The organism is Pseudogracilibacillus sp. ICA-222130 (genome assembly GCF_037892545.1).
GTDB lineage: Bacteria > Bacillota > Bacilli > Bacillales > Amphibacillaceae > Pseudogracilibacillus.
Genome location: NZ_JBBKBG010000008.1, coordinates 23339 through 44362 on the forward strand (window position 1 = coordinate 23339; position 21024 = coordinate 44362).

The following is a 21024-nucleotide window of genomic DNA, read 5'->3' on the forward strand; positions in this document are numbered from 1 at the left end:
TAATGTCAATTATATATTACATGATTAATAGGAGAGAAAGGCGAGGAATAGCTTTAATAGACGTATTTCAAATGTTTGTATGTGAATATTTATTGCAACATTGTCTTTATATTCAAGAAAAAAAATTACTAGTTGCAAGAATAGAAAATTGTGTATATAATGTGTATATAGTATATATACATTGTGTGGAATGGTGGGAAGAAATGCATATATTAATTTCGAATAATTCCAAGGAACCGATTTATGAACAAATTACGAATCAAGTAAAATCGCTTATTTTATCAGGTGAATTAAAAGAAGGGCAAGCGATTCCTTCTATGAGAACTTTAGCAAAAGACTTACAAATAAGTGTGATTACAACGAAACGTGCCTATAAGGAATTGGAAGAATCCGGTTATATTTATTCCGTCGTTGGTAAAGGATCTTTTGTTGCAGAGCAAAATGTAGAAATGATTCGTGAAAAAAAGCTAAAAATTATTGAAGAACAGCTACAAGCTGTCATTGAAAATAGTAAAGATTTAGGGGTTTCCCTTGAAGAATTACAGCAATTATTAAAAATACTTTATGAGGAGTAATTTCAGATGGAAAATGTCATTGAGTTAAATAACGTATCTAAACGTTTAAAAGGTTTCTCGATTGAAGGATTGAATATGCATGTAAAAAAAGGTTTCATTACAGGGTTCATTGGAGAAAACGGGGCAGGAAAAACTACGACAATTAAATTAATTATGAATTTACTGAAGCCTGATCAAGGCGAAGTAAAAGTTTTTGGATTAGATTATAAAACGAATGAAAAAGAAATTAAAGAGCGAATTGGGTTTGTTTATGATGGAAATATTTTTTTTGAAGGCTTGAATTTAAAAGATATTAGGCGAATTATTGCACCTGCATATAAACGATGGGATGATCAATTATTTTATCATTACATAGATAAATTTGAATTACCTTTACATAAAGCCATTAAAACATTTTCAAAAGGGATGCAGATGAAAGCGTCTCTTTCACTTGCACTTTCACATCATCCAGAACTCATCATTATGGATGAACCTACGGCTGGATTAGATCCAGTTTTTAGACAAGAATTACTTAAGTTATTACAAGAGTTAATAGTAGATGAGAATCGTACCATTTTCTTTTCTACTCATATAACGACAGATTTAGAGAAAATTGCTGATTATATTGCTTTTATGCAACGTGGTAGATTGCTATTTAATCAATCAAAAGAGGAGTTAATGGATCATTATGCGGTTGTAAAAGGAGATATCTCACTGTTAGATCGTGATACGGAGAAACCTTTTATTCGAATTGAACGTACATCTGCAGGATTTACAGCTTTAACGAACAACATAAGTGAAGTGGAGCAAATGTTTGAAGATGAAGTACTAATTGAAAAGGCGACACTCGAAGAGATTATGTATTACTCAAAAAAGGAGAAACAATATGATTAATTTGATTAAACGTGATGCAATTATCCAAAAAAATCAATTGCTTATTTTTATTCCATTTATTTTGTTTTTTGTGTTTATGGATACACATCCGGTTATAATTTTTTTAGTAGCGAGTATTTTTATTCCGTTCAATGCATTTGCTTATGACGAACAAGCTGAAACGAATATTTTATTAAATTCTTTACCTTATACACGAAAAGAAATTATTGCAGCTAGATATTTAGGGGCATTAGTATATATGTTGCTTAGTGTGGCACTTACAGCCATTACTTTATTGATTTTTAATAAACCCTTTACTATGGAGCAAATAGGCTTTGGTATAAGCATGTTTGTTTTATTTGCGGCATGCTCATTTCCTTTATTCAATATTTTAAAACAGGGATATATTTCATTAGTTCTACTTATTAGCTTTCTTTTTTTAGTAGGGATTGTTCCAAAGTGGGTAGATAAGTTGTTACCTCACATACCAACTATTATTAATTTTATCACGAACTTATCAAATTTAGTTCTATACGGTAGTGTACTATTGTTTACATTAATTTTGTATATAGTTTCATGGATGCTATCAACTTATCTTTACCAACGAAAAACATTTTAAAAGAGGTGGAAATGTGAAGAAAAAATGGCTTTCAAGTTTAGTTATTTTCGTCATCATGCAAATAGCATTTTTCCTAATAGATGGAACACGTTTTGAACCGAAATTAAATGATTCTGGCAATATGATGAGTCGATATGCACATTGGATTACAGATACTAAACTAGTAACGGAATGGTTTGCAATTTATACATACCCGTATTTTAATCTCGTTACATTTATTTTTTTAGTAGCTTTAATGATACATTTGTTTACGGATGTTATTCATCTAAAAAGAAGAAAGTAGTAAACGAACAAAATAAATCTAAAATAATTTGTAACGACACTCTCCCATGATACTAAATTTTTGTCATGGGAGATGTTATTATGGATTAAATTTATGTAGAAGTGAGCTAGTTTTTTGTTCTTAGTGACGGAGGAAATCGTGCTAGATATACCAAAATTAGAAACAACTCTATTATGAAAACTGCTACTGTTATGGATATATATCTTCGATTTCCTCTATTATTTCATCGGCAGTGGAATCATCGGTGTAATTATACTCGTTTCGAATATAACCATTATCATCGATTACATAGAAATTTGTCCCGTGAATTACTTGATCAGAGCTTTTTGGTTTTTGAACGATTGTTTGGAATTGATCCCTTGCAAAGGTTTCAATGTCATTTTGGGTATATCCTGTTAACATATGCCAATTCGCTTCATTGTTCGTAAATTGTTGTACATATTCACGTAATACTTCAGGAGTGTCGTTTTTAGGATCTACCGTAAATGTGACAAACTCAACTTTTAGTCCACTTTTTTCAATTTCCTTTTGTAAGGTTGCCATTTCAAACATCATAGGAGGACAAACTGTTTCACAGTTAGCAAAAATAAAACTTGCAATCCAAACAGTTCCCGCTAATTGTTCTGTACCGAATGACCTTTCATTTTGATCGATAAATGAAAATGTGTCAATCTTCTTCTCATAAGGTTGATTTCCATTACAAGCTGACAACAGTAATAGACAGACGATAGTGAAGAGAGTAAGACGGATTTTCATGAATCATTTTCCACTCCTTCCATCGTTAAATAAGGTAGTTGAATGATAACGATTGTTCCAGTTGTTGGACTGCTTTTAATAGTAAATGTACCATCATGTAAGCGAACAATTTCTTTCACAATAGACAACCCTAATCCAGTTCCGCCAGTCGTACGATTTCTCGCTTTATCTGTACGGAAAAAGCGCTCACCAATTCTTGCTAAGTCTTCTTTAGGGATGATAATTCCATCATTTTTAATTTTATATTGTACCTTATTGTTTATTTTCTTGAGTTGAATAGAAATAATTCCAAGAGGCTCTGAATATTTAATGGCATTATCGATCGTATTATAAAAGACTTGATGTATTCGTTGTGCATCTCCTGAAATGATAATTGTTTCATCTACATCTAGGTTTAGTTTAATGTTTTTTTCTGTTACATGTATATCGAAAAATTGTAGTGAATCTAATAATAACTGTGTAATAGCAATTGGTTGAATGTTCGTAGTGTACAGATTTTCCTGTAAATAATCCAAATCTACGAGATCATTTATTAATTTATTTAACCGTTCTGTTTCTTTTTGAATCGTCATTATATAATTTCCGGCTTCTTCCGAAGAATCATATGTTTTTTGCTTTAATGCTTCAGTATAGCCGCCAATATAAGTTAAAGGAGTACGTAGTTCATGTACAATATTGGAGGTGAATTCCTTCTTTCGTTCTTCTTGTTTTTCCAAAGATACACTCATTTGATTAAATGCTCTCGTTAGTTGACCGATTTCATCTTGACGATCTGTTTTTATTGTGTGAGAATAATTTCCTTTTGACACTTCATTCGATAATTGTTGTAAATCACGTAATGGTTGAAACATGGATTTCCATACACGGTGTACGACTAAAAATAAAATTAAGAAAAATACTGTTCCAACAGTTAATAAAATCGGTATACTACCTTTAAAAACGTCTTGGATTGCTGCAAGTGGTACATAAATATAAATAAATCCGATGAGTCCATCTTCTCCTTTAATTGGAAAAATAGCTCCAATTATTTCTCGATTAAATTCTTCTACAAATCCTTCCTTCATAATATATTTTCCTTGTTCTAATTCTGCTCGATCTTTTGGATTTATAAAGGTTTCATAGTTTATTTTATAAGGAAAATATGAATGAAGTTCTTCTAAATCATCCACAACGATAATTTCATATTCAGAAACGACATTATACCAATGAATTTTATCAATTATTTCGTCACTTAATTCTCCATAATGATAATGGGAGGCGGTCCGTTTACCTTGGTAAATGATCGATTCTTCGATGCTTGATAAATATAATTCAGAGTACAAGTAATGGATAAAGAAAAAAGCAAAAACAATGGAAAAAATGATACTTGAAATAAGTACGATGGATATTTTTTTACTTAATGAGAGATTTTTCATCGGACACCTCGAATTTATACCCAACTCCCCAAACTGTTTCAATTAAATGCCCGAAGTTTCCAATTTTTAATCGCAATGTTTTAATATGGGTATCTACTGTTCTCTCACTACTATAATGATAGTCTTTCCAAACGAGAAATAATAATTCTTCCCTCGAGTACACACGGCCACAATTTTTCACAAGTGTATGTAACAGACCGAATTCTTTTCGAGTTAACGTTAATGGAACATTATTAAGATTGACTTGGTAAGATGCCTCATTAATTTCAATTGGACCACAAGTAAAAATATGTGATTCTATATTCTGACCGTAACTTCTTCTAAGCACGGATTCTATTCTGGCGAGTAATTCTTCAGGCATGAAAGGTTTGACAATATAATCGTCGCCACCTAGTTTAAGGCCATGAACTTTATCCCATTCTTCTCCTTTGGCAGATAAAAAGATAAGAGGAATGGAAGACTTTGCTTTTATTTCTTTAGCAAAGGTAAAACCATCCATAAAAGGCATCATGACATCTAAAATTAATAGATGTGGTTTCACTTTAGGTAATAGTGAAAGAGCATCTGTTCCATCTGTTGCCTCTACGACTTTATATCCGTCCTTTTCTAAAAAGGTTCAAATCATTTTTCTCATTTGTGCTTCATCATCTATAACCATAATAATAGATTCCTTCATATAATTTCCTCCATTTATCTACGGAGCTACTATTAAGCCCTCCATTAAATTATGTATAAAGGTTGTGAAGTTTTTGTGAAATAGTATGTATGATAATGATTTTCTTATTCTTATTATAAACAAAATGGCTCTAGCGTACAAAACTATCTTTATAATATGTACTATTCCGTCATATTGTAACAACAAAGGCATAATTCTCTCACAATAACTTCACATTTATCATGTAATATTCTTTGGAGTAGTAAAAAAGGTATATCTTTAGAAATGTTGTTTCATTTTATTCGAGAGACATATGTACCTTAATAGAAACGAAAATGATTTATAGGACAGTAACACGTAAAGGAAGTGAAACATATGAAGAGGCTTTTTACGATCGTGGCATTTAGTTTCATCTTCCTTTATGTAATTCCTGAAGATATCAGTGCTAAGGAAAAGACCATTCAAGATCAGATTGACAAAGCAAAAAGTGGGGATTTCATTATGATAAAGGAAGGAGAATACGAAGAAAGTATTGTCATTGATAAACCTATTCATCTTTCTGGGTCTAAAAATGTTGTTATTACCGGACAAGATACTGGTCCAGTAATAACGATTGCATCGGATAATGTAGTAATGGAAGACATACATATTAAACACCAAGACAATCGTGCTACATCACCAGCAGTATTAGTTACGGGTCATCATAACGTTTTACGAAAGGTGCACATTGCAACAAATCATTATGGCGTTCAGTTGAACGAAGCGAATCATAATCTATTATCATCATTACATATTACAGGAGATAAACAAACATCGATAAAAGAACGACAACATGGCATAGATTTATGGAAATCGCATCAGAATGAAATTCGTCATTCTATTATGAAGGACGTACAAGATGGTATTTATGTCGAAAAGAGCGAGGAAACGACATTATCGAATAATACGGTTTCTCACTCTAGGTATGGGTATCATTTAATGTTTACGAAAAATACCGTGCTTGAACAAAATATCGCTCATGAAAATATTAGTGGCATGATGATTATGGGGACAGAGGGAACCGTTGCAAAAGATAATACATTAAAAAATAATCAAGAAAATCCACAATCACTTGGGTTATTATTATTCGATACAGACAACGCATCTATTATCGGCAATACGATCATGGATAACCGTATAGGGATCTTTATGGAAAATGCAAAGAATAGTGACATAACAAAAAATAATGTCCGAAGAAATTATGTTGGAATGCAATTTAAAGAGGCTAATCATAATGTAATAAAGGATAATGCCTTTGTTGCAAATGTCGTTCAGGCACAGGCGAAGGATAGTACGAATCAAATCAATGATAATTACTGGGGAGACCATTTTGGATTAGACATTACAGGCAATAATAAGAGTGACCTATCGTATGAAGTGGATCCGTTCTTTTTACATATAACAAACGAGTACCCACCTTTTCAATTATTATTTCAATCACCAGGGATGTTTTTTTTAGAACAGCTCATTCATACGCCGGATGACGAGCATATTATCGATTCATCCCCTTTAATGGAAAATCCACTTCCAACTACTGGAAATATGCATGAAAATCAATGGCTATTATTTTTATTTAGTTTAGTAATTTTTATATTCAGTGTCATCATTATTTATATGGGGGTAAAAGTTCATGAAGAAGTTTAGTTTGTTTTTAATCGTTTCGGTATGTTTTGTATTTTTATTAGTTGCTTGTTCTAGTAATGATAAAGAAAATGAAAATGTGAATAGTGGAAAATCGAATGAAGTAGTTGCATTAGAATATGAACCAGAAGATATTGATCCAGAAACAGATGTTTGTGAAGTTTGTGCGATGGCAGTAGCAGATGACCGTCATGCAACACAAATTATGTTAAAAAATGATCGTACTTTAAAGTTTGATGATTTAGGTTGTTTATATGGTTGGATAGAAGAAAATGGGGAAGAAGATATCGGTGCAAAATATGTACGAGATTATCATACGGAAGAATGGATTTTGTTAGAAGATGCGACATACGTTTTTGATGAACAAATTGAAACGCCAATGTCTTATGGTATTATTTCATTTAAAGATAAGTCAGATGCAACGGAATACATGGAGGAAAAGGATTTTGGAGAATTGCTCACTTCGGAAGCGTTAGCAGATCATAAATGGGAAATGATGGACCATGATCATGACCACCATGACCATGGTGACGATAATGAAAACGATCATGAACATGGGTTTCATAAGGAAGGTTTTGACATGCAAGTGACAGAACTTGATGATGTAAAAGTAGAGGAAGAAAAAGCATTAGAAGTAGCCATTACATTAGATGAATCTGCATTAGAAGGTGCAGATGTCCGTTATGAAATTTGGTTAGAAAATGATAAAGATGGGACAGACTGGGTAGATGCCAAAGAAACTTCAGCAGGGAATTATGTAGCTGATTATACATTTAATGAAGCTGGTACTTATCACATACAAGTCCATGTTAAAGATGGAGAGGAATTACACGAACACTTAGAAGTAGAAATAAGTGTGGAGGATTGATGGAACGTTGAATATTTTAGCGATAGCGAAAAGGGAAATAAAATTAGGTTGGAGAAACTCCTGGACCTATTCCTTTTTGATCCTTTTCACTATATTTATTACTGCTATATTACTATTACAATCTGGTGTATCAAGTAGTGAAGGGTATACTGATATGACTGGTACGATATTAAATATGACTTTATATTTATTGCCATTAACGACACTTTTATTAGGTGGATTTTCAGCAACCGCAGAAAAAGAAGATGGTGAGTGGGATTTACTGTCGACGTATCCAATGTCAGGTTATGTTTTTATATGGGGAAAATGGATTGGATTATGTGTCATTTTGTTCACGATTATTTTATTTAGTTTCGGTTTTGCAGGATTGCTTATGGTTTTATTTGGCCAAAAAGTAAGTTTTTATTCGTTCGCTTTCTACTTAGTTTTTGCTCTGTTGTTGGCATTCGTATATGTAAGCATTGCTTTATTGATAGGTTCTATCGTGAAAAACCGTTGGCAAGCACTTGTTACTGGGATTGCCATTTGGTTTCTGATGATTGTTATATGGCCGTTACTAATGATTAGCGTGTTAAGTCATTTCCCTTCTTATAAATTCATTCAACCGACCTTGCAACTGTTCACCTTTTTAAATCCTGCTGAATTCATTCGGATTTTTACTATCATGAGAATGGGTGCAGGTTCAGCTTTTGGAGCCGATTATTATGAATGGGTGACATGGGTAACGAGTAGTTATGGACCAATGATCTTTATACTCGTATGTGCTAGTTGGATTGTTATATTAGTGTATGTAAGCGGGTTTATTTGGGAAAGAGGTGAAGTTAATGGAGCAAGATGACATATTGGTTCATATTCAGAACTTATCAAAATCTGTTCAGAGACAAACATTATTGACTTCACTTGATTACCAACTTCCAAAAGGAGAAATTCTTGCTTTATGTGGAGGGAATGGAGCAGGAAAAAGTACGCTAATTCGTTTACTTACAGGGATATTAAAACCTACGACAGGGCATGTGAAAATAAATCAATTAGAGAGGCATACAGATAAAAATCGTTACGTAGAACAATTTGGCTATATGCCTGATCACTTTCATTTTCAACATTCCATGACAACGAAAGAAACGATTCGTTTTTATGCACATATAAAACAAATAGATAAACAAAGGTATGAGGAAGTATTAAGTGAGGTTGGTTTACTTGATAAATTACATGTAAAGGTTGGGACGTTTTCAAAAGGGATGAACCAACGGCTTTTGTTAGCACAAGCACTCTTAACTAAACCGAATCTTCTTATTTTGGATGAGCCAACAAATGGATTAGACCCGTATTGGATAAATCAGTTTAGTGACCTAATGGTACGTGCAAAAAAGGAAGGACAAACTATTATATTCTCTACGCACGACTTACATGTTGCAGAAAAAATTGCTGATAAAGTTATTTTTCTTCGAAATGGTGAAGTTATTAGTAAGGGGCCAATTAGTAAGTATCATGAGTTTGGTTTATATAAAACGTTTCAGCGGCTTTATTTAGAATTTATGTAAATCATTTTAGGAAGTGAATGAAATATGTTTGATACCCAACTGGCCATTGTACAGTTGGGTTTTCGATTATCTACTTTTTGTTTTTCCATCCAAGTAGTAAAGGACTTATATTAAGAATGATTGATAGGATAGTGAATATCAATAATGTTATTTCCATTGTTGGTACGACATCTTCTAATGCAGACCAATCTTCTGTCTTTACCCAATCAGACACTATTTTATACTGTGCGATAACTGTTAAAGTAGTAAAGGATAAAGCTGTAGCCATTGCCACCTGGTAATTTTTTCCCGTGCCATACATAAAGAGATTAATAAAAGTTGCTATTATAGCAATGAACCCGAAAATGAACCACATATGTAACACTCCTCACTTTTCCAATATGCAGATGAAAATGTCATAGAAAACAAAGAAGTTTGAACCTTCTATTATATATAGAATAATACTATCCCCACCACATTGCTAGTACAAATAAAGACCAAAATGAAACGAAAAAGCCGATAAAAACATTGGCAAGTAATAAAGTGGTATATATTTTTGGGTTTACTTTTTGTTTGGCTAATAGAATAGTATTCATTACAAATGAAATAATAAACAAGCTGATGCTTATGATCGTTACGACGATGAGTGTTTTAAATGGATCTTGATAAAATAAATGATCAGCAAAATAGTAAGCAATATCTTGCGCAAACCACCCTAGAAAGGCTGCGAATAATATCATAACCATGAGAATGATTGATATGATGTTTCTTTTCATCATTTTCCCTCCAAGTATGCATCAAAATGATTCAATTGTTATAAAATTGTACTCCTCAAATGAAAATATCATGATAAATTCTACATACATGAAGAAACAATTTGTTTCTTCAAATCATATATGTAGAAGGGGAGGCATGTCAACTGACAAAAGTTATATTAGATATGTATATGTGCTTATGTATATATGGAACAACTCCAAAAAGCATACCTACATTTCAAAGCATAATTGAAATTTAGTTCTTTATTGACAAATGAACAAGATGATTTTATGATTGAATTTATTGAGAATGATTATCATTACTACCTAAATTTTCTCCTATACAAGATATATTAAGGAGATAGTTTTATTCTTATTGTTCTACACCATTACATGATACAAATGATAGTTTGTTCATGCAAAAAATTTTCGAATTTCCACGTTTTTTTAAAAATTAAAGGAGTGTTCATATGGGAGCTTTTAAGGTGGAGCAGGTGGCAGTAGGCTATTCGAATATGTTAATTATAGATGAATTAAGTGTGTCGATACCAAAGGGGAAGATTACGACGATTATTGGACCGAATGGTTGTGGGAAATCTACGTTATTAAAGGCTATTTCGAGAATTCTTAAAACGAAAAATGGTTCAGTTCTTTTAGACGGAAAAGATATTCATCAATTAGGAACAAAGGAAGTGGCAAAAAAACTAGCAATTTTGCCACAAACGGCAGAAGCGCCTGGTGGCTTAACGGTGTATGAACTTGTTTCATATGGTCGCTTTCCACACCAGAAAGGTTTTGTATCGCTTAAACGGGAGGATTATGAATATATCAATTGGGCAATTGATGTGACAGGATTAAATGAATTGAAGGATCGACCAATAGATGCGTTATCAGGTGGTCAAAGACAACGAGTTTGGATTGCTATGGCTCTTGCGCAAGATACGGAAATTTTAATTTTGGATGAACCAACAACGTATTTAGACATGGCACATCAGCTTGATATTTTATTACTCTTACAAAAACTGAATCGTGAGGAAGGAAGAACGATTGTTATGGTACTGCATGATTTAAATCATGCATCACGCTTTTCTCACTATTTAATCGCGATGCGCGATGGTACTTTAATTACGGAAGGAGCGCCAGAAGAAGTGATGACATGTCATTACTTACAAAAAATATTTCATATAGAGGCAAGTTTAGCTACTTGTCCATTTAGTGCAAATCCGATTTGCTTATCTTATCAATTATGTAAGGAATCCAATGTTATGCAATAAGTTGTTGTGTGTGATGGATGCATGTGTAGTTCAACATAGTAATAATTAACTTATTTGCTTTAAAGGAGGAAGGGAATGATTGCGTCATCACATTTGTCAGGCTCTAAACATCATCGTCCTATAAGAGCGATGATCGTTTTAATAATAGGTATTGTCGGATTAATTTTTGCTATTGGCTTATCGATTTCATTGGGAGCGGCAAATATACAGTTAACTACCGTTTGGACAGCGGTATTCCATCATGATCCAATGTTAACGACACATCAAATTATTTGGGAAATTCGTTTGCCACGTGTATTAGGTGCGGCAATGGTAGGGGCTTGTTTTGCAGTAGCTGGTGCATTAATGCAAGGCATGACCCGAAACCCATTAGCAGACTCTGGTTTGTTAGGTATCAATGCTGGTGCGGCATGTATGCTTGCGATTTGTTTTGCTTTTTGGCCAAATTTACCTTATATGTATTTGATTTTGTATGCATTTTTAGGTGCTGGTGTGGGTGCATGTATTGTATATGGTATTGGTTCTATGTCGAGAAGTGGTTTAACACCAATGCGGCTCGTCCTTGCTGGTGCAGCTGTAAGTGCTTTGCTTGGTGCATTAAGTGAAGGAATTGCTTTATATTTCCAAATTGGTCAAGATTTAGCCTTTTGGTATGCAGGTGGTGTTTCAGGAACGACATGGATGCATCTGAAAGTGATGGCACCATGGTTGCTTGCGGCAATGGTAGGGGCGATGTTTTTATCCCGCTCGATTACATTGCTCAGTCTCGGAGAGGAAGTATCTATTGGATTAGGGCAGCGAACGAAAACGATTAAAGTTATTGGCATGTTACTCGTGCTTATTTTAGCAGGTGCAGCAGTTTCAGTTGTTGGAGCGGTCGGATTTGTTGGATTAATTGTTCCACATGTTGCACGTTTTTTAGTAGGTCATGATTATCGGTGGATTATTCCATGTTCCATTATTTATGGAGGATTACTAGTCGTTCTCGCTGATTTAGCTGCAAGAATGATTCATCCACCTTATGAAACTCCAATCGGTGCACTTATTGCTGTTATTGGTGTTCCTTTCTTCCTTTATCTTGCCAGAAAAGGAGGAAAAGAAATATGAAACGATACATGACAAGTACGCAGAGGAAGACACAGTTAAGAAATTGGACTGTCATGATAAGTCTTTTTTTATTTATTATTTTAGTAGTTGTTATTAGCATGAATACTGGATTTATTAAATTATCCCCGTTAGAACTTTTTTATACCCTATTCGGTTTTGGGACGAGTGAGCAAGCATTAATTTTATTTGAATTTCGTTTACCGAGAATTGTATTATCCATTCTTGTTGGGATGGGACTGGCAGTGTCTGGAGCAATACTTCAAGGGGTTACGAGAAATGCATTAGCAGATCCTGGAATTTTAGGAATAAATGCTGGTGCAGGGTTAATGGTAATGTTATATATTTCCTATTTCCCGTCGACGACAAATACACCTATATTTATTTTGCCAGTTTTAGCTTTTATTGGTGCGACTGCTGCAGCATCATGTATTTATATATTGTCTTATAAAAGAGATGAAGGTATTTCCCCTGTACGTTTATTATTAACAGGAGTCGCAATTGCAGCAGGTATTAGTTCGGCCATGATTATTTTAACTTTGCGCCTTAGTCCAGAAAGTTATCAATTTGTGGCAACGTGGTTAGCTGGTAGTATTTGGGGCTCAAATTGGAAATTTGTCTTAGCACTACTACCTTGGATCATTATTTTAATCATATTTGCCTATGTAAAAGCAAATGTGTTAAATATATTGAATTTAGGTGATGTAACAGCTGTAGGGTTAGGAGCTTCTATAGAAAAAGAGCGTCGGTTATTATTACTAGCTGCCGTTGGTTTAGCAGGAGCAAGTGTATCTGTTAGTGGTGGTATCGGTTTTGTTGGATTAATTGGACCTCATTTAGCGAGACAATTAGTTGGAGCAAGGCATCAAATCTTGATTCCAACATCTGCTCTCGTCGGTGGTTTATTAGTGTTAGTTGCAGATACAATTGGACGATGGATTTTACAACCTTCTGAAATTCCAGCGGGGATTATAGTTGCGATAATTGGTGCACCATATTTTCTTTATTTATTAACTCGTTTAGAAGATTAAAATATAAAAATTGGAGAGAAAAACAATGCTAATTTTAAGAAAAGTACTCGTGAGCTTTTTTTCATTCTTATTTATATTAGTTGGCTGTCAGGACAATGTGTCGGAAGATGATGTAAAAGAAACAAATGATCATACAGTGGATGAGCATGTCCTAACAGATGCAATGGGAAATGAAGTGACAATTCCTGCAAATCCTGATCGTGTTATCGCCTCTTATTTAGAAGATTATTTGCTTGCACTTGGAATAACTCCTGTAGCACAGTGGGCAATTCATGATGGTGCATCTATTCAAGATTATTTACAGGAAGATTTAAAAGATGTACCGACTATCCCTTATGACTTACCTTTTGAAGTTGTTACAAGCTTTTCACCTGATTTATTAATTATGAGTAGTGCAGATATGGTAGAAGGAGAAAAATATGAACAATACTCAAAAATTGCACCGACATATGTGTTAGATTTAGAAAACAATAGTGATTGGCGTGAAAAGTTATTAAAAATTGGAGAGGTTTTCGACAAACAGGATGAAGCGGAAAAAGTATTAGTTACTTATGATGAAAAAGCAAAAGAATCCAAACAACTATTGAAAGATTCTATGGGGAATCAGTCAGTAGCTGCTATTTGGTTAGTGAATAATACTTTCTTTATTGTCAGTGATAAAGTATCTAGTGGTGTAGTATTATACGATGATTTAGGACTGGAAAAACCGAATGTAGTGGAAGAAATCTCTACTACTGCAACAGATAATTGGTCAGAAATATCCTTAGAGAAATTAGCGGAGTTAGATGCAGATCATCTATTCTTAGTTAATAGTGATAAAGGAAATGGGGCAAAAATGTTAGAAGACCCTATATGGAAAGATATACCCGCTGTAAAAAAGGGCCAAATTTACGAATACGAAGCAGATTCTGCTTGGCTTTATTCAGGCCCAATTGCTAATACACAAATCATTGATGATGTAATGACATCACTGATTAAATAAGGAGATGTGACGACTTGAAAAAACATACATTTATTATATTTGCGATGTTTATCATACTTTCTGCATGTAGTTCAACGATGGAGGATACAGATAAACTAGATAATACAACAGAAGAAACGAGAATGTTTGAGACGGTAAATGGAGAAATTGAGATACCAAATAAACCGAAGCGGATAGTGACAGATTTTTATGGTGGAGAGTTGCTTACTGTCGGAGCAAATGTGGTAGGGGTCGAACCGACTGCTTTTGATCATCCTTTTATTCAGGATAAATTAGAAGAAACGGAGGATATCGGGGAACCGATTAATATTGAAAAAGTATTATCGCTTCAACCAGATTTAATTGTTGTGATGTATGATGATCATTACGAGCAACTATCAGAAATTGCTCCAACCGTTTATATTCCATATGGTACAACAACGAATATAGAAGAAACGGTACAATTATTTGCCGATTTAACTGGAAACGAAGAGGAAGGGAAGGCGTTTTTAAGTAAATTTGCGGCTAAGGCAGAAGAAGGACGGGAAAAATTAAAAGATGTCATCAATGAAAATGATACATTTGGAATTTACGAATTAACAGATAAAGGGGATATATGGATTTTTGGAGATAATGCTGGACGAGGAGGACAAGCATTATACAATGCATTACAACTGGAAATGCCCCATAAAAATGAGAACAACGACCAAACCCTTCAGTTATCTATGGAAGTATTGCCGGAATATGCGGCTGATTATATGTTTTTAACAACTTATGACCCTGAAAATAAAGGAGAAGCATTAGAAGAATTAAAAGCTTCATCCATTTGGCAAGGGTTGGATGCTACGAAAAACGAACGGATTTTTTACAACGATTTTGATACGTTTTATAGATACGACCCAATTGCAGTGTATGAACAAATCGATTTGTTTGTAGAGATGATACTTGAAAGTAATCAAGCTATAGAATAAATGTCGTACATGTTCGTGATTTATTGAAATGGATTAAAAATGTGGATGGATAAAGGGGCAAAGAAAATGGATGCGGAACAATTATATGATGTGACGATTATTGGTGGTGGACCAGCAGGACTTTTTGCTGCTTTTTATAGTGGTTTAAGGGAAATGAAAACAAAGATAATTGAGTATCAACCGAACTTGGGTGGGAAGGTACATGTATATCCAGAGAAGTTGATATGGGATATAGGCGGCATACCACCAATAACTGGGAATGAATTTATTGATCATGTTGTCCAACAAGGATTAACATTTGATCCAACAGTGTTATTAGGTGAAAAAGTGACGTCATTAGATAAAAATGAGGCAAATCATTTTGTGATTAATACGGTATCTGGTCATACACATTATTCAAAAACAGTTGTGTTAGCAATTGGTAGTGGCATTTTAACCCCGACAAAATTAGATATTGTAGGCGCAGAACGTTTTGAGGTATCAAATTTACAATATACCGTACCATCATTAGCTCGTTTTAAAGATAAGGTGGTGCTTATTTCAGGCGGTGGAAATTCTGCTGTCGATTGGGCCAATGAATTAGAACCGATAGCGAAAAAAGTTTATTTAATTTATCGTAAAGACTTATTAAAAGGACATGAAGCGGAAGTGTCAAAATTATCCGATAGTAATGTTGAATGTCTATTAAATACATCTATTCAACAGTTAATTGCAGCAAAAGATAAGGAAACAATTGAAAAAGTAGAATTAATAAATAATGAAAATGGTCAAACAACGCTTCTTTCAGTTGATGAGGTCGTCATCAACCATGGTTTTAAAATGGATCATCATCTTATTCAAAATAGTCCATTACAAATCGACATGGCAAATGAATATGGGGTTGAAGGGTCATCGATGAGTGAAACATCTATTGAAGGATTATATGCTGTTGGTGATATATTACATCATAGTGGGAAGTTACATCTTATTGCTGGGGCATTTCAAGATGCAGCAAATGCAATTAATAAAGCAAAACAATATATAACGCCACATGCAAACGAACAAGCGATGGTTTCTTCACATAATGAGCGATTTAAAGAAAAAAATCGTGAAATAATCAAGCATTTACACAAACTAGCAGAATAAGCGTAACTCCTCACAACTGATATAATCTATATTTGGTGAAAAGACAACCGATAAAGTACGCAAAAAGGGTATTTGAATGAGTAAAAATAATCTTAACAGTATATGTTTCCGAAATTTACAGGACTCCCGTATAATGGAAGTATATAACTAAAAGGATGGATCCGAATGTTAAGATTAGAAAACATTAGTAAATCACATGGAGAAAAATTACTTTTTTCCAATCTACATACAATCATTCGTGAAAATGACCGTATCGGTTTAATTGGACCAAATGGAACGGGAAAATCGACTTTATTAAAAATAATTGCTGGTCAAGAAACAGCGGATAATGGAGAACTTATTCATGCAAAAGATTTTACTGTCGCTTATTTACCACAAGAAGAACGAATGGAAGAGGAGAAGACAGTAATCGATTATATTTTTCAAAGTGATGTTCCGATGATGCGACTAATTCGATCATATGAACAAATTAGTCTCTCCTTAGAACAGAATCCTCAAGATGAAAATATCCAACAACAGCTGTTACGTTTACAAGAAAAAATGGATGCAGAAAATGCTTGGGATGCGCAAACAGTCGTTCAAACAGTTTTATCAAAGTTAGGAATTACTTTTTATAATAAAAATGTGCAACATTTATCAGGAGGACAGAAAAAGCGAGTCGCACTAGCAAAAGCTTTAATTGAGCCGGCAGATTTGCTTATATTAGATGAACCAACAAACCATTTAGATAATGTAACAATCCAATGGTTAGAGCAATTTTTAGCGAATTATCGAGGAGCATTACTAATTGTGACACATGATCGTTATTTTTTAAATCGTGTGACGAATTATATTTATGAATTAGATCATGGTCAATTGTACACGTATGAAGGGAATTATGAGACCTTCGTTGAAAAGAAAATGATTCGACAAGAAGAAGAACGGATTGCAGAGCAAAAACATAAAAATCGTCTGAGAAATGAAATGGAATGGTTAAAACGCGGTGCCCGTGCTCGTTCGACGAAACAACGTGCACGTATTGAACGAATTCAACAAATGCAAGAGCGTACATTTCATAAGAGTGACGAACAGATTGAAATCCAAGTTGGTGCATCTAAATTAGGATCAAAAGTAATCGAACTGGAAAATGCTTCGAAAAAAATAAATGAAAGAACCTTATGGGAAAGCTTTTCTTTTATCGTTACACCGGATAGTAGAATCGGTATTATTGGTCCGAATGGTGCTGGGAAATCTACGTTATTAGATGTGATTGCCGGACGATTAAAGGTTGATAGTGGTACGGTAACAATCGGTGAAACAGTTAAAATCGGTTATTACAAACAAGGAGAAGAAGAGCTTGACCCTAATATGCGAATTATTGAATATATAAAAGAAGTAGCAGAGGTCATTACGACCGTTGATGGGATTCAAATTACGGCTGAGCAAATGTTAGAACGATTTCTTTTTTCTCGTTACCAACAATGGGGCTATATAAAAAGCTTATCCGGTGGAGAGCGAAGAAGACTCTATTTATTAAAGATTTTAATGGCTGAACCGAATGTGTTACTTCTCGATGAGCCAACAAATGATTTAGATATTCAAACATTAACCATTTTAGAAGAATATATCGAACAGTTCCCAGGTGTCGTGATGACGGTATCCCATGACCGTTATTTTCTAGATAGAATTGCTGATATGCTATTGGTTGTAGATGGAAAAGGCGCAATCGATATTGTGTATGGAAATTACACAGATTATATGGAGAAAACGATCGAAGAAACACGCGAAATGAAACAGCAACAGAAGGAACAGAAAGAGAAAGCTCCAACCCCAAAAAAGAAAAAACTATCCTATCTGGAACAAAAAGAATGGGAAAGTATTGAAGATGAAATTGCGGCACTTGAAGCCGAAGCCGAAGCTATTGAAACGGCGATTAATGAAGCTGGGAATGACATTGAAAAAGTGCAACAACTATATGAAGCCCAACAAGCAAAAGAGCGAGAAGTGGAAGAAAAAATGGAACGTTGGGAAGAACTATCCTTGCTTGTTGAAGCATTAGAAGAATAGACAATATTATACGTTTTATCTAGACGTATAGATGAAAAAACATCTCTATATAATGGGAGATGTTTTTTTATTGTACTTGTTTATTTTCAAATAAGAAAAATTCAAATCTTTGTTCACGTAAAATAAGTATCGCTTCATTTACGCCTTCAGCTGTTTCATCTGTTGGTTGATTTATATTTAATAAGGCAATAGAGTCTAGTTCTGCTTGCAATAAAGCAGGTATTACTTGTTCTGATGAATAGGTTGCCCAGCATCACCAAGAATATTATAATGGACGACCGTATATTCTAATGTTTCTTCTTATGACTGTGTAAACAAAATAAAAAGCAAAGACTTATAAATGCGTACATACGACTCATCGTGACTTCTTTCCTCCAGTTGCTTATATAAACGTCTCTACTTACGCATTTTCCTTTAATAAAGTATAAATGGAAATAGTTTCATATAAAATAATTAATTCATTTGGTAATAAAGATGAACTAAATGTTTCTTGTTCATGGTCACTTCGCCAAAAACTATTCATTAATTGATGTAGTTCTTCCATTTGTGTAATTTTGTCTATAGATGTTTCTTCTAAAAAGTAAATTGCTAATTCATTCATATCGGTTTGTACGAGTCTTTTTTGTTCAGATGAAAAAGCGGTATGTTCCAGCGAGATTCCGGCGATATTGTGTAAATGATAGTGAATTAATTCGATATGTACCAATGTTTCTAAGAAGTGTTTTTGTTCCACATCACTTTTTTCTATAAAAGGTCGATAATTTGCTTCATTTACTTCATATAAAATAAATTGTTTCGTTTTATCTATTAAGTTTTTAATCGAAGAGATTTTTTCGTTCATCATTGTTTTATGTTCATATGCTTGTAATGCATGTCCAATCGATTTGTATATTTGTTGTAAATTTTGTTCAATAATTTTTTGATAGTTTGGTGGAAAAATGAACATATTTACAAGAGTTGAGACAATTAGACCAATAGAGGTTGTGCCTAATCGAATGAAAAATGCCATCATATAATTGTCGTGAATTACTTCAATCATTGCAACAGAAGTTATGGTTGCAACGAGTAATCCAGCATGCAAATTTAAACGATAACAAGTAATTATAGTTAAAGTTGCTGCTAGTGTGTACGTAATCGCCGTGTTTCCAAAAAACGATATAAAAAGTACGGCATAAAAAGACCCTATCGCAGAAGCGGGGAAACGGATGATACCTTTTTGAATGGAATCTTTAACGGTTGGCTCTAACGTAACGATTGCTGTTATAACGGCAAACACGGGTGGCCAATGAAGCCAAATACATATAAATGCAGTCACACATACTGCGACAGCGGTTTTTACGATGCGATGTCCAGGTAAACGCACTACTCATTCCCACCTTTTTGTCTGTATCTATTATAATAGTAACATAAAGTATGAAGTCGAATTCTTTATCGAACATAGAATTTCCATATTAGATGGTCATAATAACTTTCAAGGGATATAACTTATTATGTAAAAATAAATTTCCACTTTTTCGAAATAAATTTACGACAGAAGCGTATCTATTGCTATATTATAGCAAAGCAAACATACATACATATATCTATCATGAGTAAGTAGATTTGTTTTGTTTCATGGACACATGTTTATAAGGGGATAATATGCCCATGAAACTTAGAAACGAGCGGAAGGAATTACCATATTGACGTTTGTATATGATCGTCCTATTTTTTATGCAATTAATTTTAAACCAATCGCAGAGCCGAGTATAAGCGTGATACATAATAATCTTTTCCAATTTTTTGACTCGCCGTAAAAGAACATGCCAATGAAAGAACTACCAATAACACTAATACCTGTCCAAATGGCATAACCAGTTCCCATTGGGATTGTTTGCAGTGAATAACTAAGAAGACCGAGAGCGAAACCTAATCCAAAAATGATGAAAAAAAGTGTTCGCCAATTTCGCCTCATAGAGTATTGATTAATCATTGTGACGGCAAAAGTTTCTAAAAGCCCAGCTATCAATAAAGTGAACCAAGCCATTAATGATCACCTCCAGTTGATGTTTCATTATCTGTAATTAGTTTTATGCCGATAACGCCTACTAACAATGTGAAAATGAGGAAGATCTTCATCCATTTGAAAGCTTCCCCAAAAAATATAATTTCTGCGATGACAGTTCCACTAGCACCTAATCCTACGAAAACAGTGTATACTGTTCCTGCCGGAAGTACTTGTGCTACCTGAATCATCAAATAATTGCTAACAATAATTAAAGTAATCGTCACAATCCAAGTCCAAACATTAAAAGCATGTGCTAAACCAATGACCCATAAAACTTCTAAAAATGCAGCAATTATTAATTTAATCCAATTCGTATCCAACAGTCATTCCTCCATTCAATCATTTTTGGTAAATAAAAAAAGCCTAGGAGTAACTGAATAAACAGTTATCTCCCAGGCTTTTATCCTTCCGTGACATAGCGATTGCTATGAGTTTTCTCTCGGTCCAGGCCAAACAATCATTTGCGGAACCCTAGAAAACTTTTACA

General features: G+C 33.9%; 23 protein-coding genes, 1 pseudogene and 1 riboswitch. Of the genes and pseudogenes, 15 read left to right on the forward strand and 9 right to left on the reverse strand.

The window, feature by feature from the left end:
- Window positions 1-203: 203 nt before the first annotated feature.
- From WKT09_RS05470 to WKT09_RS05485, 4 genes are read left to right on the forward strand one after another with little or no spacing between them, the layout of a single operon-like run.
- Window positions 204-575, forward strand: coding sequence for a GntR family transcriptional regulator (locus tag WKT09_RS05470; RefSeq protein WP_340415061.1), 372 nt, complete (start codon window positions 204-206; stop codon window positions 573-575).
- A 6-nt stretch (window positions 576-581) separates the two neighbouring features.
- The gene (locus WKT09_RS05475) at window positions 582-1448 is read left to right on the forward strand and encodes an ABC transporter ATP-binding protein (RefSeq protein ID WP_340415062.1); all 867 of its coding nucleotides are present in this window, start codon (window positions 582-584) and stop codon (window positions 1446-1448) included.
- On the forward strand, window positions 1441-2046 hold the full coding sequence (locus WKT09_RS05480) for an ABC-2 transporter permease (protein WP_340415063.1): 606 nt from the start codon (window positions 1441-1443) through the stop codon (window positions 2044-2046). Before WKT09_RS05475 ends, WKT09_RS05480 begins: the two co-directional genes overlap by 8 nt.
- Window positions 2047-2059: 13 nt before the next feature.
- Complete coding sequence (locus tag WKT09_RS05485; protein ID WP_340415064.1) at window positions 2060-2329, forward strand: YfzA family protein; 270 nt, start codon at window positions 2060-2062, stop codon at window positions 2327-2329.
- A 189-nt stretch (window positions 2330-2518) separates the two neighbouring features.
- On the opposite strand, the gene WKT09_RS05490 is transcribed toward WKT09_RS05485, so the two are convergent.
- From WKT09_RS05490 to WKT09_RS05500, 3 genes and pseudogenes are all read right to left on the reverse strand, one after another.
- Window positions 2519-3085 carry an SCO family protein gene (locus WKT09_RS05490; protein WP_340415065.1) on the reverse strand — a complete coding sequence of 189 codons (567 nt, stop codon included), beginning with the start codon at window positions 3083-3085 and terminating at the stop codon, window positions 2519-2521.
- Window positions 3082-4500 carry a sensor histidine kinase gene (locus tag WKT09_RS05495; RefSeq protein WP_340415066.1) on the reverse strand — a complete coding sequence of 473 codons (1419 nt, stop codon included), beginning with the start codon at window positions 4498-4500 and terminating at the stop codon, window positions 3082-3084. The genes WKT09_RS05490 and WKT09_RS05495 overlap by 4 nt, the downstream gene beginning before the upstream one ends.
- A pseudogene (locus WKT09_RS05500) lies at window positions 4478-5161 on the reverse strand (response regulator transcription factor). The gene WKT09_RS05495 and the pseudogene WKT09_RS05500 overlap by 23 nt, the downstream one beginning before the upstream one ends.
- A 369-nt stretch (window positions 5162-5530) precedes the next feature.
- On the opposite strand from WKT09_RS05500, the gene WKT09_RS05505 reads away from it, so the two are divergent.
- The 4 genes from WKT09_RS05505 to WKT09_RS05520 are packed head-to-tail and all read left to right on the forward strand — an operon-like array spanning window position 5531 to window position 9244.
- Entirely contained in the window at window positions 5531-6838 is a 1308-nt protein-coding gene (locus tag WKT09_RS05505) for a right-handed parallel beta-helix repeat-containing protein (protein WP_340415067.1), read from the forward strand.
- Window positions 6825-7703, forward strand: a complete 879-nt coding sequence (locus tag WKT09_RS05510; RefSeq protein WP_340415068.1) for a nitrous oxide reductase accessory protein NosL — start codon at window positions 6825-6827, stop codon at window positions 7701-7703. The genes WKT09_RS05505 and WKT09_RS05510 overlap by 14 nt, the downstream gene beginning before the upstream one ends.
- Before the next feature lie 7 nt (window positions 7704-7710).
- Window positions 7711-8541: an ABC transporter permease gene (locus WKT09_RS05515; RefSeq protein ID WP_340415069.1), complete on the forward strand. Its 831-nt coding sequence runs from the start codon at window positions 7711-7713 to the stop codon at window positions 8539-8541.
- A complete protein-coding gene (locus WKT09_RS05520; RefSeq protein WP_340415070.1) occupies window positions 8528-9244 on the forward strand; it encodes an ABC transporter ATP-binding protein in 717 nt (238 codons plus the stop codon). Before WKT09_RS05515 ends, WKT09_RS05520 begins: the two co-directional genes overlap by 14 nt.
- A 70-nt stretch (window positions 9245-9314) precedes the next feature.
- Here WKT09_RS05520 and WKT09_RS05525 read toward each other — a convergent pair whose 3' ends face one another.
- Together WKT09_RS05525 and WKT09_RS05530 are read right to left on the reverse strand one after the other, a co-directional pair.
- Window positions 9315-9599 carry a hypothetical protein gene (locus WKT09_RS05525; RefSeq protein ID WP_340415071.1) on the reverse strand — a complete coding sequence of 95 codons (285 nt, stop codon included), beginning with the start codon at window positions 9597-9599 and terminating at the stop codon, window positions 9315-9317.
- Between the two features lie 88 nt (window positions 9600-9687).
- Complete coding sequence (locus WKT09_RS05530; protein WP_340415072.1) at window positions 9688-9999, reverse strand: hypothetical protein; 312 nt, start codon at window positions 9997-9999, stop codon at window positions 9688-9690.
- Between the two features lie 449 nt (window positions 10000-10448).
- On the opposite strand from WKT09_RS05530, the gene WKT09_RS05535 reads away from it, so the two are divergent.
- From WKT09_RS05535 to WKT09_RS05565, 7 genes are all read left to right on the forward strand, one after another.
- Window positions 10449-11252 (forward strand): ABC transporter ATP-binding protein, encoded by an 804-nt coding sequence (locus WKT09_RS05535; protein ID WP_340415073.1) that lies wholly within the window; start codon window positions 10449-10451, stop codon window positions 11250-11252.
- A gap of 129 nt (window positions 11253-11381) precedes the next feature.
- Window positions 11382-12359, forward strand: a complete 978-nt coding sequence (locus WKT09_RS05540; protein ID WP_445323989.1) for a FecCD family ABC transporter permease — start codon at window positions 11382-11384, stop codon at window positions 12357-12359.
- Between the two features lie 53 nt (window positions 12360-12412).
- The gene (locus WKT09_RS05545) at window positions 12413-13387 is read left to right on the forward strand and encodes a FecCD family ABC transporter permease (protein WP_445323990.1); all 975 of its coding nucleotides are present in this window, start codon (window positions 12413-12415) and stop codon (window positions 13385-13387) included.
- A 25-nt stretch (window positions 13388-13412) separates the two neighbouring features.
- Window positions 13413-14369 (forward strand): iron-hydroxamate ABC transporter substrate-binding protein, encoded by a 957-nt coding sequence (locus tag WKT09_RS05550; RefSeq protein ID WP_340415076.1) that lies wholly within the window; start codon window positions 13413-13415, stop codon window positions 14367-14369.
- A gap of 44 nt (window positions 14370-14413) precedes the next feature.
- Window positions 14414-15319, forward strand: a complete 906-nt coding sequence (locus WKT09_RS05555; RefSeq protein WP_340415113.1) for an ABC transporter substrate-binding protein — start codon at window positions 14414-14416, stop codon at window positions 15317-15319.
- Between the two features lie 66 nt (window positions 15320-15385).
- Window positions 15386-16444: an NAD(P)/FAD-dependent oxidoreductase gene (locus WKT09_RS05560; protein WP_340415114.1), complete on the forward strand. Its 1059-nt coding sequence runs from the start codon at window positions 15386-15388 to the stop codon at window positions 16442-16444.
- A 165-nt stretch (window positions 16445-16609) separates the two neighbouring features.
- Window positions 16610-18490, forward strand: coding sequence for an ABC-F family ATP-binding cassette domain-containing protein (locus WKT09_RS05565; RefSeq protein WP_340415077.1), 1881 nt, complete (start codon window positions 16610-16612; stop codon window positions 18488-18490).
- 67 nt (window positions 18491-18557) lie between these two features.
- Here WKT09_RS05565 and WKT09_RS05570 read toward each other — a convergent pair whose 3' ends face one another.
- The 4 genes from WKT09_RS05570 to WKT09_RS05585 form a co-directional block, all read right to left on the reverse strand.
- A complete protein-coding gene (locus WKT09_RS05570; protein WP_340415078.1) occupies window positions 18558-18701 on the reverse strand; it encodes a hypothetical protein in 144 nt (47 codons plus the stop codon).
- A 189-nt stretch (window positions 18702-18890) separates the two neighbouring features.
- Window positions 18891-19853: an FUSC family protein gene (locus WKT09_RS05575; RefSeq protein WP_340415079.1), complete on the reverse strand. Its 963-nt coding sequence runs from the start codon at window positions 19851-19853 to the stop codon at window positions 18891-18893.
- Window positions 19854-20201: 348 nt separating this feature from the next.
- Window positions 20202-20516, reverse strand: coding sequence for a DMT family transporter (locus tag WKT09_RS05580; RefSeq protein ID WP_336268146.1), 315 nt, complete (start codon window positions 20514-20516; stop codon window positions 20202-20204).
- Window positions 20516-20857 (reverse strand): DMT family transporter, encoded by a 342-nt coding sequence (locus WKT09_RS05585; RefSeq protein ID WP_336268147.1) that lies wholly within the window; start codon window positions 20855-20857, stop codon window positions 20516-20518. Before WKT09_RS05585 ends, WKT09_RS05580 begins: the two co-directional genes overlap by 1 nt.
- A 67-nt stretch (window positions 20858-20924) precedes the next feature.
- A riboswitch (guanidine-I (ykkC/yxkD leader) is annotated at window positions 20925-21023 on the reverse strand.
- Window position 21024: the final 1 nt, after the last annotated feature.